16 protein-coding genes are annotated in these 15,448 nt (G+C 39.2%); 1 reads left to right on the top strand and 15 read right to left on the bottom strand.

Annotated elements, in window-relative coordinates; genetic code table 11:
* Positions 1-39 precede the first annotated feature (39 nt).
* The 11 genes from dinG to AC1VNJ_RS15710 all read right to left on the bottom strand — a co-directional run bounded on the left by dinG (position 40) and on the right by AC1VNJ_RS15710 (position 10,980).
* Positions 40-2,841, bottom strand: coding sequence for an ATP-dependent DNA helicase DinG (gene dinG, locus AC1VNJ_RS15760; RefSeq protein WP_154989275.1), 2,802 nt, complete (start codon positions 2,839-2,841; stop codon positions 40-42).
* Between the two features lie 202 nt (positions 2,842-3,043).
* Positions 3,044-3,427, bottom strand: coding sequence for an aspartate 1-decarboxylase (gene panD, locus AC1VNJ_RS15755; RefSeq protein ID WP_028407965.1), 384 nt, complete (start codon positions 3,425-3,427; stop codon positions 3,044-3,046).
* Positions 3,428-4,285 (bottom strand): pantoate--beta-alanine ligase, encoded by an 858-nt coding sequence (gene panC, locus AC1VNJ_RS15750; RefSeq protein WP_482641033.1) that lies wholly within the window; start codon positions 4,283-4,285, stop codon positions 3,428-3,430. It abuts the gene before it with no gap.
* A gap of 1 nt (position 4,286) precedes the next feature.
* A complete protein-coding gene (gene panB, locus AC1VNJ_RS15745; RefSeq protein ID WP_033578419.1) occupies positions 4,287-5,120 on the bottom strand; it encodes a 3-methyl-2-oxobutanoate hydroxymethyltransferase in 834 nt (277 codons plus the stop codon).
* Between the two features lie 273 nt (positions 5,121-5,393).
* Positions 5,394-6,383 carry a bifunctional biotin--[acetyl-CoA-carboxylase] synthetase/biotin operon repressor gene (locus AC1VNJ_RS15740; protein ID WP_013056096.1) on the bottom strand — a complete coding sequence of 330 codons (990 nt, stop codon included), beginning with the start codon at positions 6,381-6,383 and terminating at the stop codon, positions 5,394-5,396.
* Positions 6,368-7,561, bottom strand: coding sequence for a CCA tRNA nucleotidyltransferase (locus tag AC1VNJ_RS15735; RefSeq protein ID WP_482641032.1), 1,194 nt, complete (start codon positions 7,559-7,561; stop codon positions 6,368-6,370). Before AC1VNJ_RS15735 ends, AC1VNJ_RS15740 begins: the two co-directional genes overlap by 16 nt.
* A 15-nt stretch (positions 7,562-7,576) precedes the next feature.
* Complete coding sequence (gene bshA, locus AC1VNJ_RS15730) at positions 7,577-8,704, bottom strand: N-acetyl-alpha-D-glucosaminyl L-malate synthase BshA (protein WP_028414087.1); 1,128 nt, start codon at positions 8,702-8,704, stop codon at positions 7,577-7,579.
* Entirely contained in the window at positions 8,705-9,415 is a 711-nt protein-coding gene (gene bshB1, locus AC1VNJ_RS15725; protein ID WP_482641031.1) for a bacillithiol biosynthesis deacetylase BshB1, read from the bottom strand.
* A 10-nt stretch (positions 9,416-9,425) separates the two neighbouring features.
* On the bottom strand, positions 9,426-9,824 hold the full coding sequence (mgsA, locus tag AC1VNJ_RS15720; RefSeq protein WP_033578417.1) for a methylglyoxal synthase: 399 nt from the start codon (positions 9,822-9,824) through the stop codon (positions 9,426-9,428).
* Between the two features lie 12 nt (positions 9,825-9,836).
* Positions 9,837-10,637, bottom strand: coding sequence for a 4-hydroxy-tetrahydrodipicolinate reductase (dapB, locus tag AC1VNJ_RS15715; RefSeq protein ID WP_013056091.1), 801 nt, complete (start codon positions 10,635-10,637; stop codon positions 9,837-9,839).
* A gap of 13 nt (positions 10,638-10,650) precedes the next feature.
* On the bottom strand, positions 10,651-10,980 hold the full coding sequence (locus tag AC1VNJ_RS15710) for a nucleotide pyrophosphohydrolase (RefSeq protein WP_013056090.1): 330 nt from the start codon (positions 10,978-10,980) through the stop codon (positions 10,651-10,653).
* A 312-nt stretch (positions 10,981-11,292) separates the two neighbouring features.
* On the opposite strand from AC1VNJ_RS15710, the gene AC1VNJ_RS15705 reads away from it, so the two are divergent.
* Complete coding sequence (locus tag AC1VNJ_RS15705) at positions 11,293-12,159, top strand: YitT family protein (RefSeq protein WP_028414090.1); 867 nt, start codon at positions 11,293-11,295, stop codon at positions 12,157-12,159.
* A gap of 29 nt (positions 12,160-12,188) precedes the next feature.
* On the opposite strand, the gene AC1VNJ_RS15700 is transcribed toward AC1VNJ_RS15705, so the two are convergent.
* From AC1VNJ_RS15700 to AC1VNJ_RS15685, 4 genes are all read right to left on the bottom strand, one after another.
* Entirely contained in the window at positions 12,189-12,866 is a 678-nt protein-coding gene (locus AC1VNJ_RS15700) for a zinc metallopeptidase (RefSeq protein ID WP_013056088.1), read from the bottom strand.
* A 64-nt stretch (positions 12,867-12,930) separates the two neighbouring features.
* A complete protein-coding gene (locus AC1VNJ_RS15695; protein ID WP_034266841.1) occupies positions 12,931-13,707 on the bottom strand; it encodes a sporulation protein YpjB in 777 nt (258 codons plus the stop codon).
* 84 nt (positions 13,708-13,791) lie between these two features.
* On the bottom strand, positions 13,792-14,808 hold the full coding sequence (locus AC1VNJ_RS15690) for a CAP domain-containing protein (protein ID WP_228307619.1): 1,017 nt from the start codon (positions 14,806-14,808) through the stop codon (positions 13,792-13,794).
* A 190-nt stretch (positions 14,809-14,998) separates the two neighbouring features.
* The gene (locus tag AC1VNJ_RS15685; RefSeq protein WP_028414093.1) at positions 14,999-15,418 is read right to left on the bottom strand and encodes a CBS domain-containing protein; all 420 of its coding nucleotides are present in this window, start codon (positions 15,416-15,418) and stop codon (positions 14,999-15,001) included.
* Positions 15,419-15,448 lie beyond the last annotated feature (30 nt).

Raw genomic sequence — 15,448 nt, 5'->3', positions numbered from 1 at the left:
TGAAGAAACAGTATGCATAAAAAAAGACTTAAGCTATGCTCAAGTCTTTTCATTCCACCATTCTTTGTAGTCCAGTAAGATATTTGAAAACGTTTTTTGAACAACCTGGACTTTTGGAAGCGAGTGAAGGAAATGGTATCCATATGCTGTTCGCGTAATACGATTATCAAAAATAAATATAGCTCCCCGGTCACTTTTTGAACGAATCAACCGTCCAAATCCTTGTTTAAAACGGATAACGGCTTGAGGAAGTGAATAATTCATAAAGGGACTTTTCCCTTCTTTTTTCATCTGCTCAAATTTAGCTGTCAACAGAGGTTGATTTGGAGATGAAAAAGGAAGTCTGACTATTACGAGACATGATAATAAATCTCCTGGCAAATCAATTCCTTCCCACAGACTGTTTGTACCCAAAAGAATGGAATGCTCAAATTGACTGAAGTCTTTTAACAGTCTATTGCGATTTCTAGTTGTGACTCCTTGACCAAGCAGGACAAACTCTTCAAGATCGTTTAACTCTTTCAAATAACCATATGTAGCTTTCAACATGTCATATGAAGTAAAAAGCACCAGCATACGGCCATTTGTTACTTTGGCTACGTCAAGAATACTTTCTGCCATCATAGCGCTATACTCATATAATGATACTTCGTTAACAGCAGGCATATCCTGAGGAATATAGACTCTAGCTTGCTTCTCGTAATCAAACTCGGAAGGAAGAATGAGTTGAGCAGGCTGAAAGTCATATAACCCTAGCTCTTGAATTAAATAATCAAATGTTCCATTCACCGTCAATGTAGCCGATGTTAAAATAACGCTTTGTTTCTTAGCGAAAAATTCATCAGCCAGCGTATCGGCAATGGAAGTAGGCTGACTATAGATATACGTAGCATTTGCTGCTCCTTTTGGCTCAATTTCAAACCACGTTACGTAATTGCTCTGCTGTTTGAACAAAAGCTTTTCTATTTGCTGAGATATATGCTCAAATCCTTTAACAGCCGTTTGAAATTCATGAAGAGATGACTGTTCATTTTTTGTGGCTTTGTCATATAGATCGTCAAAGGAATGTCTTGCCCCATCATTCCATGTAAAAAGATCGTGAATTAAAAAACGAATGCGCGACGCTGCTTCTTGAATAGCCGTCCAGTAATGCCCATGCTCTTTTTCCACTTTATACCGATAGCTGCTCCTTCCAATCTCGCCCTGCTGATTGCCTGTTCTTTTTTGAACAAAAGAATGAATCAAACGAAATAAGTCATCGCACTCCGAATGAAGCTGCACAAACAGATTTTGAAGAAATTCAGTGTTAAGCTCGATGCTATATTTTACAAGCGTATGGTGAACTTTTTTTAACAGCCCTTTGTCTTGAATGGTTCCGATTCGGTTTAATAGCGCATGAACCGCAAAATAATCTAAGCGCTCTCCCAGTTCTTCTCCGGCAATGTCTTCTAAGTGATGAGCCTCGTCAATAATAATTTGTTCATAATCAGGTAGCAGCTCATGATTACTCATCACATCCATCAACAGTAAGCGATGATTTGTCACTACTATATGGGCATTTTGCGCTCTGTTCTGCGCTCGTTCATAAAAAGAATAAAGCTTCCAAGGATGCTTAAAGTCACTTGGAGACGGATTGCTTTCATTTAGCTGTTCCCAAAAAAGTTTACCCCCAGAAGGCAGGTTTATTTCATCGCTGTCGCCCGTTTCCGTTTCGGTCAGCCAAATAAGCAGCTTCGCTTTTGTGAGGATCGCATCGTAATTATTATTTCGTTCTTTTAAGAGCTGAATGAATTTTCTTATACTAATGTAATGTTCTCTTCCTTTTAAAACAGCTGCTGTGACAGGAAACGGAACAATCTTTTCTAAAATGGGCACATCTTTTTCGACGATTTGCTGCTGAAGCGTTACCGTGTTAGTTGAGATAATGACTGGGTGGTGATGAACAGAAGCATAAAACACGGCAGGAACTAAATAAGCGTAGGTTTTACCAATACCGGTCCCCGCTTCAATTAAAGCATGCTCGTTGCCTGCAAAGCACTCTTGTACAAAGTTCATCATCTCCCACTGCCCTTTTCGTTCTTCAAACAATGGCAGAGCCTGATGGAACAGCTTTTGCTTTTCAGTTTCAAATATTTCGTAAGTATGAGAGTGCTGCTTTTCATTAGCTGAATGCGGCTGATATTTGTTTAGCGCAATGCCGTGTATAAATTCATAAGAATCATCCTCGGCATAACTTTTATCATCTATAACTTGTTGAATCAGTTCTCCAATTTCACTTTTAAAGTGTAAGCTTAGCGCGTATAGCTGCTTCAAGGTTGTTAAAGGGAGCTTCTTTAATTTTTCAATTAGTAAAAGTAAAATACGTGCCGTTACTTCTGCATCACTATCTGCTTGATGAGGGTTTTCATGTTCAATATGTAAATACTCAGCTAATTGACTAAGTTTGTACCCATCAACTGTAGGCAGCAGAATCCGGGCCAGTTCGACGGTATCCACGGTTGAATTATAAAGCGTCTCCATCCCGCACTGATAGAGTTCTTCTTGTAAAAAAGTTAAATCAAATGCCACATTATGTGCAACAAAATAAGCATCATCTAGCAATTCTATAATTTTAGGTGAAATTTCTTCAAATAAAGGCGCATCTTTCACCATATCATTTTGAATGTTAGTTAGTTGTGTAATAAAAGGCGGAATATCCATACCAGGATTTAAAAAACTAGAAAAACGTTCAACAATTTTGCCGTCTTCTACTATGACAGCAGCAAATTGAATCATTTTATCTCCTTGTTTTGGAGAATGTCCCGTCGTTTCAAGATCTACCACAACAAAGCGTTTATTCACGGTCAACACCTCGCAAGTCTGTCTTTTTATAGTATAAAGTGAAAGCCTGCTCTATATGCTTTAAAAGCGCAACTCCTTCTCGTGAAAAACAGAGAGGCTTTCATACATAGAAGTTTTACTTTAGTGTGTATAGAGGTTTATACCGTTCACTTACTAGCGTATGTATTCAAATAAAAATCCCCCTCATAAAGGGGGACTGTTCTTATAGAATTGTACCAGCTGGTTCTTGTTTAAGCAATTGTTGGATTTTATTCTGCTCATTCATAATCGCTACGGTTGGATGATGGTGAGCTACTTCTTCATTTGCTACGAGCGCATAAGAGATAATGATGACGATATCTCCAGGCTGCACGAGTCTTGCAGCAGCTCCATTTAAACAAACTACGCCGCTCCCTCGTTCGCCGGGAATCACGTACGTTTCCAAGCGAGCTCCGTTATTATTGTTTACAATTTGGACTTTTTCGTTTGCTGCGATTCCTACTGCGTCGATAATATCTTCATCAATGGTGATGCTGCCAACATAATTTAAGTTGGCTTCAGTGACATGAGCTCTGTGTATTTTAGCGTTCATCATCGTGCGAAACATTTAGTTATCCCCCTGTACGTCTACAATTACATTATCAATTAAACGAGCTTTAGAGAATTGAACAGCTAAAGCGATAATGATTTTTCCAGCGGCTTTCTTAATTGGTTTTAGCTCTGGATACGTATAAACCTCGATATAATCCACTTTACCGCTCGTATGTTGCTCAATTTCTTTTCGAATGGTCCCTTTAATGATTTCTACTTGCTTCTCTCCGCCTTCAAGAAGCTGCAGAGCGCTTTGTAAACTCTTAAATAAAACAGGTGCCTCTTCTCTTTCTTTATCTGTTAAATATACGTTACGAGAACTTTTAGCTAATCCATCTGCTTCTCTCACCGTATCTACTGCTCTAAGCTCCACCGGGAAATTAAAATCTTCAATTAAACCATCTACTACAGCAACTTGCTGCGCATCTTTTTTACCAAAGTATGCACGATCTGGGGTTACAATGTGAAAAAGCTTTGTTAGTACCGTGGCTACTCCGTCAAAATGACCAGGGCGCTTCTGTCCACACAATACTTCTACACGATCTCTCACGGTTATAGCAACTGAACGGCTTGACTTATACATTTCCTCTACTGAAGGATAAAATAAATAGTCGACGTTAGCTTCTTTTGCCACACGCTCATCGCGCTCAAAATCTCTTGGATACGTATCAAAATCTTCATTTGGTCCAAATTGAGTCGGGTTCACAAAAATACTTAGCGCCACTACTTCATTTTCTGTGCGAGCTGCTCCAAGCAGAGTAGCATGGCCTTCATGCAAATAGCCCATCGTCGGGACAAATCCAATTGAACGTCCAAGCTGCTTTTCTTTTTTCATCTCCTGCTGCATGTCTTTAATTGTTGTAATGACTTTCATCTTATTTCCCTCCGTACAGTGCCGTTAACTGCTCTTCTTTCATTGAAAAAGTATGTGCTTCTTTCGGAAACTCTCTTTTTTTCACTTCACTTACATACTGAGAAAGCCCTTGTAAAATAGGCTCATTTATTTTCGCAAATGACTGAACAAATTTGGGCACACGCTCTACGCCGTACGTTAATACATCGTGGTATACAAGTACTTGACCATCCGTGTCAGCTCCTGCTCCGATTCCGATTGTTGGAATGCTTAAGCGTTCAGCTACTTGTTTTGCTACTTGTTTAGGAACACACTCTAATACAACAGCAATAGCTCCCGCCTGCTCACACTTGATTGCGTCTTGGATTAGCTGTTTGGCTTCTTTCGCTTCTTTCCCTTGCACTTTATAACCGCCCAGAACACCGACAGACTGAGGTGTTAACCCGAGATGTGCAACAGCCGGAATACCAGCTTGCGTCAATTCTGAAATTGTATAGAGAACATCGTTTGCACCTTCTACTTTTAAAGCATGAGCTCCGCTTTCCTGCATAATGCGAGCAGCATTTTTCATCGTGTCTTCTTTCGACACGTGATAGGACATAAACGGCATGTCGGTGACGATAAATGTATCACTAGCCCCTCTTTTAACCGCTTTTGTATGATGAATCATATCATCTACCGTTACAGGAATCGTAGAGTCATATCCTAAAACGACCATTCCTAGAGAGTCGCCTACTAAAATCATGTCTACGCCTGCTTCTTCAGCGTACTTAGCTGACGGATAATCGTACGCAGTCAGCATCACAATTGGTTCATTGTTTTGTTTCATACGTAAAAAATCTAATTTTGTTTTCACTAACTTTCTCCTCCTTCTCAGAGGAGATGAGCGCACGTCTGCACACAAAAAAGCCCTTCTACCTATAAAAGGAAGAAGGACTTTGACAGACTTCATCTATAAAAAGCACACTTTACCTAATGTGCTTACCTACGCGTCATCCCTCTGTCCTAGTCCTTAATGGATCAAGGCAGATTTATTGTCGTATTAAAAATAAACAAACGAGTATCAAGTGAAGTTCTTTCGATACTACCTTGATACTCGTATTATAATAAAAATTTCTTTATTTTTCTACTATTTTTTAGCAGAGAGCTCAATATCTGCAGAATGAATTCGGTGTATAACACCTTCATCGTCTTCAATCAATAAAACGCCTTCATCTGTTATACCTTTTGCAAAGCCTTCAATGTTGGCTGTCATCGTCCGTGCTATAATTCGCTTTCCAATGCTGATTGCATACGTTTCCCAAAGAACTTTAATTAAACCAAAGCCATTTTTTAAGTATTCTTCATAAAGGGTTTCTAACTTTAAGAAAAACGCTTGCATCAAAGCGGCACGATTAATTTCTTCACCTTTTTCAATACGTAAAGATGTGGCAATGTGTTTGATTTGTTCATTAAAATCCGTTTCCTGCTGATTCACATTAATGCCGATTCCAATGATGACCGAATGAATCCGGTCAAAATCAGCCTGCATTTCCGTTAAAATCCCAACTAGCTTCTTCCCATTTAATAAAACATCATTCGGCCATTTAATGTCTGGAGAAAGGTTCGTCACTTCTTGAATGGCCTGTACAACAGCCACTGCTGATAGTAAAGTCAGCTGAGGAGCCTGCTGCGGAGGGATAGAAGGACGCAGTATAATACTCATCCAGGCACCAGTATATTTTGGGGAGTACCACGCTCTATCAAGTCTTCCTCTTCCTGCCGTTTGCTCTTCAGCAACTACGACCGTTCCTTCTTTTGCTCCTTCTTGAGCAATTCGATGAGCAATTTTTTGAGTAGAATGCACGCTTTCCTCATAGTGAATATACTGGCCGATTTTTGTTGTTTGAAGCCCTAATAAAAGCTCGTTGCTGCTTACTTTGTTCGGCTTCCCAACAATGCGATAGCCTTTTTTACGAACAGCTTCAAGTTCATAGCCGTCTTTTCGCAGCTCTTCGATATGCTTCCATACAGCTGTTCTTGAACAGCCTAATAAATCGCTGATCTTTTGGCCGGACACATAGTCCCCATCTGCGTTCGTAAACATTTCAAGCAGCGTTCTTCTTATATCTGACTGCAAGACTGCACCCACTTTCTTATTGAAGATTTCGTGTTCATTAACTCATTGTATAGAACTTTCTCCTCAATTTCTTTTAATAGTTGAGACACCCATGGACCACCCTTTTTACCTGTCCATACTAAAAGATCTTGACCATTTATATCTAAATCTTTTAAAGAATGAATAGGCAGCTCGCTATAGATGTAAAGAAGCTCATGTTCATTCATATACTCATTGCTTCGAAGAAGTTGTAAAATACGATTCACGCTCACGCTGGCCTGCTCTCCAATTGTATACATGATGCGTTTTGACCATCCATTTTCCAAAACGTCCCGAAGACCAATAGACTGAAGCTGAATATCTTTAATTTGCTTATTGGGTAATTTCCAGCTTTTAAAAAATGCCTGCTTGTCTTGAATGTCGAGCAGATGTACAAGAAGTGTCCACGACTCCGATACTCGCTGAAGCATCATCCAATCGTGTGCACAAACAGATCGGAATTTTTGCGGATCTACATTCAATTCGGGCAAGTAGCGATACAGCTCCGTATCTGCTACAAGTGCTAATGCTAAAGACGGCCGCTTTCCGCTCAGCATTTTTTCGAATTCAACTGTAATGCGTTCAATAGAAACATGCCTCAGTAGTTCACCGTATTGCTGAATGGCTCTTTTAGTTTGATCAGACAGCGAAAACGCCAGCTGACTGACAAAGCGAACGGCTCTCATCATACGAAGAGCATCTTCATGAAAGCGTTCTTTAGCATTTCCGACAGTACGAATTAACTGGTTTCGTAAATCTTCCCTTCCATTAAATGGATCAATAATTTCTCCTTTTGCATTCATAGCCATTGCATTAATTGTAAAATCGCGACGCTGCAAATCTTCTATCAAAGACGAAATAAACGTAACGGACGAGGGACGACGAAAATCATCATATTCTCCCTCAGAGCGAAAAGTGGTCACCTCATAGGTCTCGTTCTCATGGACAACGACAACCGTACCATGCTCGATTCCTACATGAATCGTCTTAGGAAAGAGTTCCATCACTTGTTCCGGCCTAGCTGACGTAGCGATATCAATATCTCCAATCGTCCGATTTAAAATGAGATCCCGGACCGCTCCTCCAACAAAATACGCTTCGTAACCGGCTGTCTCCAGTTTTTCAATAATATAAAGCGGATGAATGAACGGTTCTTTCATAACGTCCTCCATTCTTCAACCCTGTACCAATTTATAATAAAGTTTTTCATATTGACTCACAATCTCTGTTGAATGAAATTTATGATTAACTGCGCTTAGAGACGCTTCCCTCATTTGGTGATGCAGCTGTTCATTTTCAAGTAGCTGAATTGCTTTGCTCGCTGCCTCTTCGACGTCTCCAACTTCGCAAATATATCCTGTTTTTTCGTGTTCAATTACTTCGGGAATTCCGCCTATATTTGTTCCGATGCATGGAACACCACAAGCCATAGCTTCTAAAAGTACAAGCCCAAAGCTTTCTTTTTCAGATAATAACAGTTTTAAATCGCTAATCGAATATAATTCTGCTACATTTTCTTGTTTCCCAAGAAATAACACAGAATCTTGAAGATTTAGCTCTTTTACCAATTGAGACACAACCGTCATTTCAGGGCCGTCTCCTACAAGCAGCAGCTTAGACTGAAGCTTTTCATTAATAATAGCAAATGTTTTGACTATATCTGTAACTCGTTTGACTTGACGAAAGTTTGAAATATGAATAACGACTTTTTCATTTTCTAATATGCCATACTCCGCTTTTAAATACTGAACTTCTTTTTTATGATAAACTCGTTCATCAATAAAATTATACATCGTTTCAATTTCTTTATCTGGACTAATTAAATGGTGAGTTTGATCAACAAGTGACTGAGATACAGCCGTCACTGCATCTGATTTCTCAATTCCAAATTTAATTAAGTCTTTTAACGATGGATCCTCTCCTAGAACCGTAATATCTGTTCCATGAAGAGTCGTCACAATTTTCACTTCGTGCTCTACCATTTGTTTAGCTAAAATCCCGCAAACTGCATGGGGGATTGCATAGTGCGTATGAATAATATCAAGCTTTTCTCTTTTAGCCACTTCAGCCATTTTACTGGATAAAGCGAGATCATACGGAGGGTATTTAAAGACGGAGTATTGATTTACATCTACTTCGTGAAAATAAATATTTGGATATACTTTCGTCAATCTAAAAGGCATGCTAGAGGAAATAAAATGAATTTCGTGCCCCTTTTCAGCCAGCAGCTTCCCTAGCTCCGTTGCTACCACTCCTGAACCTCCAACGGAAGCATAACATGTAATACCAATTTTTAACTTCATTTATTTTCCACCTACTAAATCGTCGTACATCAAAATCGGTTTTTTAGATAAAAAACCTTCACCGTAAGCTATCCCGACTTCTTTGCCAAATAACCGCTCTCTGCTCTCTACCGTTTCAATATATCCGTTTACGAGCGGCGTATCAAACGTATCTGCTGTTTTTATAAATTGACTTTCATAAGCCTCTAGACTAGCTACTTTCTTTTGAAACGTGCTTGATACATCTACGATAAAATCTGGCTTATGAAATCCATTTATCATATAGAAATATAGAGACTCCGCACGATGAGCTTTTTGCTTCTTATCATCTATATAATTTTTAACGCCAGCGGAAAACATGGCCTCTTCTACAAGCTTTGCACAATTTCCATGATCAGGATGACGATCTTCAAAATAAGGAGCAAATATAATCCTTGGTTGATACGTGCGAATGACTGATGCAATTTCAGCTATATATTCTGGCTTTAAAAACAAACCTCTGTCTGTCAAATGCAGATGAATTCGCTCATGAACACCTAAGACTTCAGCTGCTTTAGACGCTTCTTGTTTTCGAATTTCAACCGTTCCGTTTGAAGAAAGTTCAGCTTGCGTCAAATCGCAAATAACTACCTTCAAACCTTGTTCACTCATTCTTGCAATGGTTCCACCCATGCCGATTTCTACATCATCGGCATGAGCACCAAAGGCAAGGATATCTATTGTTTCTTTCATTATCTTCACCCTATTTTTTTATAATTGAACGCCAATGCAAATCGCCTCGTTCAAGTCCATGAATTAAAATCTCTGCTGTTCCCATATTCGTTGCAAGAGGAACCGCATAGACGTCACATAGACGCATCAGAGCTGAAATATCAGGTTCATGAGGCTGAGCTGTTAACGGATCGCGGAAAAAAATAACCATATCCATTTCATTTTGAGCAATTAAAGCTCCTATCTCCTGATCTCCTCCAAGCGGTCCTGATTGAAAGCGGTGAACCTGCAAACCTGTTGCTTCTGAAATACGCGTTCCTGTTGTTCCTGTTGCGAACAGCGAATGTTCCTGTAAAATCGCTTGATAGGCTGTTGTGAATTGTACCATATCATTTTTCTTTTTATCATGTGCAATTAAGGCGATTTTCATTTTTCTCGCTCCTTAGTCAATAATATTTTCTAACCCATATACAAGTGTGTCTACGTTCATAACTGTGTCAACAGCTAGCTTCACACCTGACATAAAAGAAGCGCGGTTGTATGAATCATGACGAATTTTTAACGTTTGTCCAAATCCTCCGAACATCACTTCTTGGTGAGCAATCAGTCCTGGCAAACGTACGCTATGTAGGCGGATTCCTTCATAATCTGCACCGCGTGCGCCCTCTAGTAATTCTTTTTCCTCAGGGTGGCCCTGTTTTTTTGCTTCACGAACTTCACTGATCAGCTCCGCTGTTTTTAAGCCTGTTCCTGATGGTGCATCTAACTTTTGATCATGATGCATTTCAATGATTTCTACATCATCAAAGTATTTAGCTGCCATTTGTGAAAACTTCATCATTAAAATAGCGCCAATCGCAAAATTAGGTGCAATAATACAGCCAAGTTCCTTCTCTTCAGCAAGCTGCTTTAATTCTTTTAAATCTTCTTCTGAAAAGCCAGTTGTTCCTACAACAGGTCGTACTCCATATGTTAAAGCTGTTTTAGTATGAACGCGTCCAATTTCAGGTGTTGTCAAATCAACTAAAACATCTGCCTTAACGTCTTGAAAACATTTTTCAATATCCGTGTAGATCGGCGCTTGTACATTTGGCATTCCTTCAATATCACTTATGTATTTTCCTTCATTGATACGATCCACCGCTGCTACTAATTCAAAATGCTCTGTTTCTTCTATTAATAATACAGCTTCTTTTCCCATACGACCTCTTGGTCCTGCAAGTACAATTCGAATTTTGTCCATTCTTTTTCTCTCCTTAGTCTTCTTTTTTCGTCCAGCGATCTTTGTCACGCGTATTAAATTTATTCATAACGCGATCATGCGCTTCTTGTAAATCAATATTTAATGAATTTGCAAAGCAAATTAATACAAATAAAATGTCGCCCATTTCTTCTTCGACCGTACGTTCTGCTTCAGTCGTTTTCTTCGGCTTTTCACCATAATAGTGGTTAATTTCGCGCGATAATTCGCCCACTTCTTCCGACATTCTCGCAAGCATAGCAAGAGGACTAAAATATCCTTCTTTAAATTGGCTAATATATGCATCAACTTCTTGCTGCATTTGCTCCATCGTTTTTTTTGACATCTTTTTATTTCACCTCTTTTAGAAGTACACTCAGCTTACTATTATAACATCTTTACTTCAAATTATTTAGTGTAATTACTTCTTCTTACCACGCCTTTGTCAGATGCTCTTTCACAATATTCCTCACGTTTCCCTTAATTCTCAAAAATCTGTCTATATTTTACGAATTGAGGATACTACTAATACATAGCACTAGAAGAAACATCATCACTTTTTACTATTTTCAAAAATCTTTTCGATAGTTATTTACGAAATGAAATATATTCCTTTATGATAAGGTAGTGCAAAAACGGTCATAGGAGGTTTGTAAGTATGAAAGGTCTCAGATTAAAAAATATTATTTTTATACTGCTTGGTTCTGCTATATTTGCGTTTGGACTTGTTAATTTTAACATGCAAAACAATTTAGCTGAAGGTGGATTCACAGGCATTACCCTGCTTTTATTTTTCTTATTTAACATTGATCCCTCTTATTCTAACTTAGTGTTAAATATTCCTTTGTTTTTTGTAGGGTGGAAACTATTAGGGAGAACAGCATTTATTTATACCATGCTCGGAGTTGTTAGCTTATCGCTATTTTTATGGATATTCCAGCGCTTTCCGGTGAATATGCCCCTGCGCCATGATATGACTCTAGCAGCTCTTTTTGCCGGTGTTTTTATTGGAGTGGGTCTTGGCATTATTTTCAGGTTTGGAGGAACAACAGGAGGAGTCGATATCATTGCTCGTGTTGTTCAAAAATATATCGGGTGGAATATGGGGAAAACGATGTTTCTTTTTGACTTTATTGTAATTAGTGCGTCTCTCATTTATTTATCCTACCGAGAAGCTATGTACACACTTGTTGCAGTCTTTGTCGCTGCACGGGTTATTGACTTTATGCAAGACGGTGCGTATGCGGCCAAAGGCGCAACCATCATTTCGAATCATAACGAAGCCATATCGGATAAAATTATGAAAGAAATGGATCGAGGCGTGACGATTTTAAAAGGACAGGGTTCTTTTTCTAAGCAAGATACCAACGTGCTATACTGCGTTGTTAGTAAAAATGAAATTTTCCGTTTAAAGCAAGTTATTACTTCTGTAGATCCACACGCCTTCGTTGCAGTTACGGATGTTCATGATGTCTTAGGTGAAGGATTTACCCTTGATGAAAATAAAAAACCGCTTGAAAGATAAAAAAATACCGCATTAGCGGTATTTTTTTATTAGTCGTCGTTATTCATTCCTGTATAAATCATGATTAAACGAACCAACTCAAGAACTGCTACTGCTGCGGCTGCTACGTATGTTAAAGCCGCTGCGTTAAGCACTTTGCGCGTCTCGCGCTCTTCGTCATTTCGAATCGCTCCGACTGAGACGATTTGCGTCATCGCTCGGCTTGAAGCGTTAAATTCAACAGGCAGTGTTACAACTTGGAATACGACCGCTGCTGCCATGAAGATAATACCTAACAATAGCAACGGCTTAATCGACGCGATAATTCCAATCATAATTAAAATCCAAGAAGCGTTTGATCCAAGGCTTGCCACCGGCACAAGCGAGTGGCGAAGGCGTAAAAACGAATAGTTTTCTTTGTCTTGAATCGCGTGTCCCACTTCGTGAGCCGCAACGGCAGCGCCTGCGACAGACGTTCCGTAATAGTTGTCTTCTGACAAACGAATGACTTTTGAGCGAGGATCGTAGTGATCGGATAAAAATCCGCCTACAGGCTCTACGTGAACGTTGTACAATCCGTTTTCATCCAAAATTTTTCTTGCTACTTCTGCGCCTGTCATTCCTGATGAGTTGCTTACTTGTGAATATTTTTTGTAAGCACTTCTCACCTTAAACTGTGCCCAAATTGGCACAAGGATAATAATGAGAAAATAAATCAAAAAGCTCATTTACCCACACCTTTCATTATGTGTTTGACTACTCTTTTATTTTAGACAATTCTGCGCTTTTACGTCAATCATTACGCCCTCTGGCTGACTTTCTTTTCTGGTCAGCGAAATACTTTCGCGCTCCTACATAAAAAAGTGTAGCAATAATAATACTTCCGGTGGTGATTGTAACCCAAATAAAAGACGGGTCCGTACGATTTTCTTTTACTTGTTCAAAAAAATCTTTTAAATTTTGTTCCATTTGGTTGAACTGGTCATCGTTAATCTCACTTAGCGTTCCTTCACTTTGTAAAAAGTGAACGTCTGCGCTCACACGCTGTACGTAGGGAGACGACACGTCTACCTGCGCGCTCGGTAAGATCATATCATATTCCTTTAAAAATTGCTTAAGCTGCGCTTCATAAGCCGCCTGTTCTCCTTTTACTGCTTCATTTCGCATCTCTTTAAATGTTGCTAGCATACTGCCTTCGAGTTCAGTCCACATAGGCTGATGCTTGCTGTGCAGCGCATCGACTAATAATCGAAATTGAGTAGCTTTTTGAAGACGTTCTTCATCACTGGAATCAGAAGATAAAAGAGACCTTTCTACCTGTTCATAACAAAGAGTTAAAATACGTATATCTTCGGCCGATACGCCCAAAGAAGCTGTATTGAGACTGGTAAATTCATTCGAAAAATTTCTGAACAAATGTTGGGCTGCTTTATACTCCTTTTGCTCTACAAGCGATAGCGTTTGATCAGATAAGTTATCAAGCTTTTCCCACTGCCCTTCAGCTGCATGTACAGTAGTCGTATATGCAAAGAAAAGTACGAGCAATATTCCTACTATTCTTCCTTTCATTCTCGTCCCTCCTCTAACCTCTACTAAAACTTATGAGAAAGAGGACAAGAGTAGACCTATTTTCAAAAGGAAGTTTTAATCTTACTATTCATTCATCGGAGTGATAAAGTTTTGCGTATAATACTTCTCATATACACCTACACCAAGACGCGTAAACTCTTTATTGAGTAAAGCCTTACGATGTCCCTCACTATTAAGCCACCCTTCAACCGCAGCGATTCCATCCTGATAATTCGAGGCAATATTTTCGCCCGCGATACGGTATACTACATCACCTTTTTGCAGACGGTTGCCTAAATCACCTTGTGCTGGTGAAACGTGAGAGAAATAGTTTAAGTCACTCATTTCTTTGCTGTGTAAATAAGCTACTCCGGCAGTGGCTTCGTCCCAAGCTAAAGGTGACAGCTGAAAACGGTCTCGAATTACATTTGTAATATCGATAATTTGCTGCTCTTCTCCTTCTTGGACACTTTTCCACTCCTCTGCTGTCAATGACGGAGCTGTTGGAAGCTCGCCGCGATAAACAATTTCGTACGGACGCTGTTTTAATAGCGTGTCCATATCCATAATTCGAATACTTGAGATTGTATTAAGGAACTGATCAAAATATAGTTGGACGTATACATCTCCATATTTAATAATTGGACGCATTTTCATATCCTCTTCACTCAGACGAAATCGGTATTCATTTCCGTCTTTTTGAAGCGTGAGTTCGGATGAAAGTGAAACTCTTTTTTCCACTTCTTCTCGCTTCTCACCAATCTCAAAAGGATCTGTATTTGTTTTTGAACCAATGACGTATACGGATACGACTTGATTATTTTCTACTCCTACCTGCGCATACGTTTGACGATTCTTTTTGTAAATCCACCAGTCATAGCCATATGCAGAAGAATCAATACGATTCGGCTCTCCAAGCATTCCAATTAACTGTTCTGAATGATCTCCAATGAGCCTCATCATATTTTCACTTTGTTTTTCATAAGAAGCCACTTCTTGGGTGGGCTGACTTTTGGAATCCGTTTGGTTTTGCTCAATATTTTGACCCGTTAGATATTTTTCTAGCTGAGGTAAATAATCCTCCGCGTATACAAATGCCACTATTAATACGAGAATAAAAATAACTTTTTTCAGCTTTTCTTCCTCTCCTTACACCTGTTTTCTTTACCTGTTTAACTTATTTTTATCTCTATTATACATGCATTCAAAAAAAAATAGCTATCGGTATGAAGGAAACAAAAGAAAAAGCCAACTATTTACGAATATCCTGCAAACAGTTGGCTTTCGCTTTTTAATGCGTATGTTCTGAAATGTCTGAGAGCGCTTCTCCTGCACGTTCATTTGCATAGCGAAACGTTGATAAATCACCTAGCGAAACAATCCCGACTAGCTTTTGATTTTCCACAACAGGAAGACGACGGATTTGATGTTGAGCCATAAGCTTAGAAGCTTCTTCTACAGAGGCTTCCGCTGTAATAGTTATAAGCTCTTCACTCATAACATCCGTTACTTTACTTGAATTTGGCTTCTTTTCTGCAATGCCTTTTATAACTAAGTCTCGATCTGTAATCATTCCTACTAACTGATCTCTATCGACAATTGGAATTGCGCCTACATTCCATTCCTTCATTTTCACTGCCACTTCATATACGTTATCGAGCGTGGTGCATGTTTCCGTATCAGCTGTCATTACCTCTTGTACAGTTTTCATTGTTTTATCCTCCTTTACATAGTGTGTTCG

It is taken from the genome of Priestia sp. 3CA3, assembly GCF_056836725.1.
The sequence above is the reverse complement of the archived record's forward strand: the minus strand, read 5'-3'. Positions and strand labels throughout refer to the sequence as shown.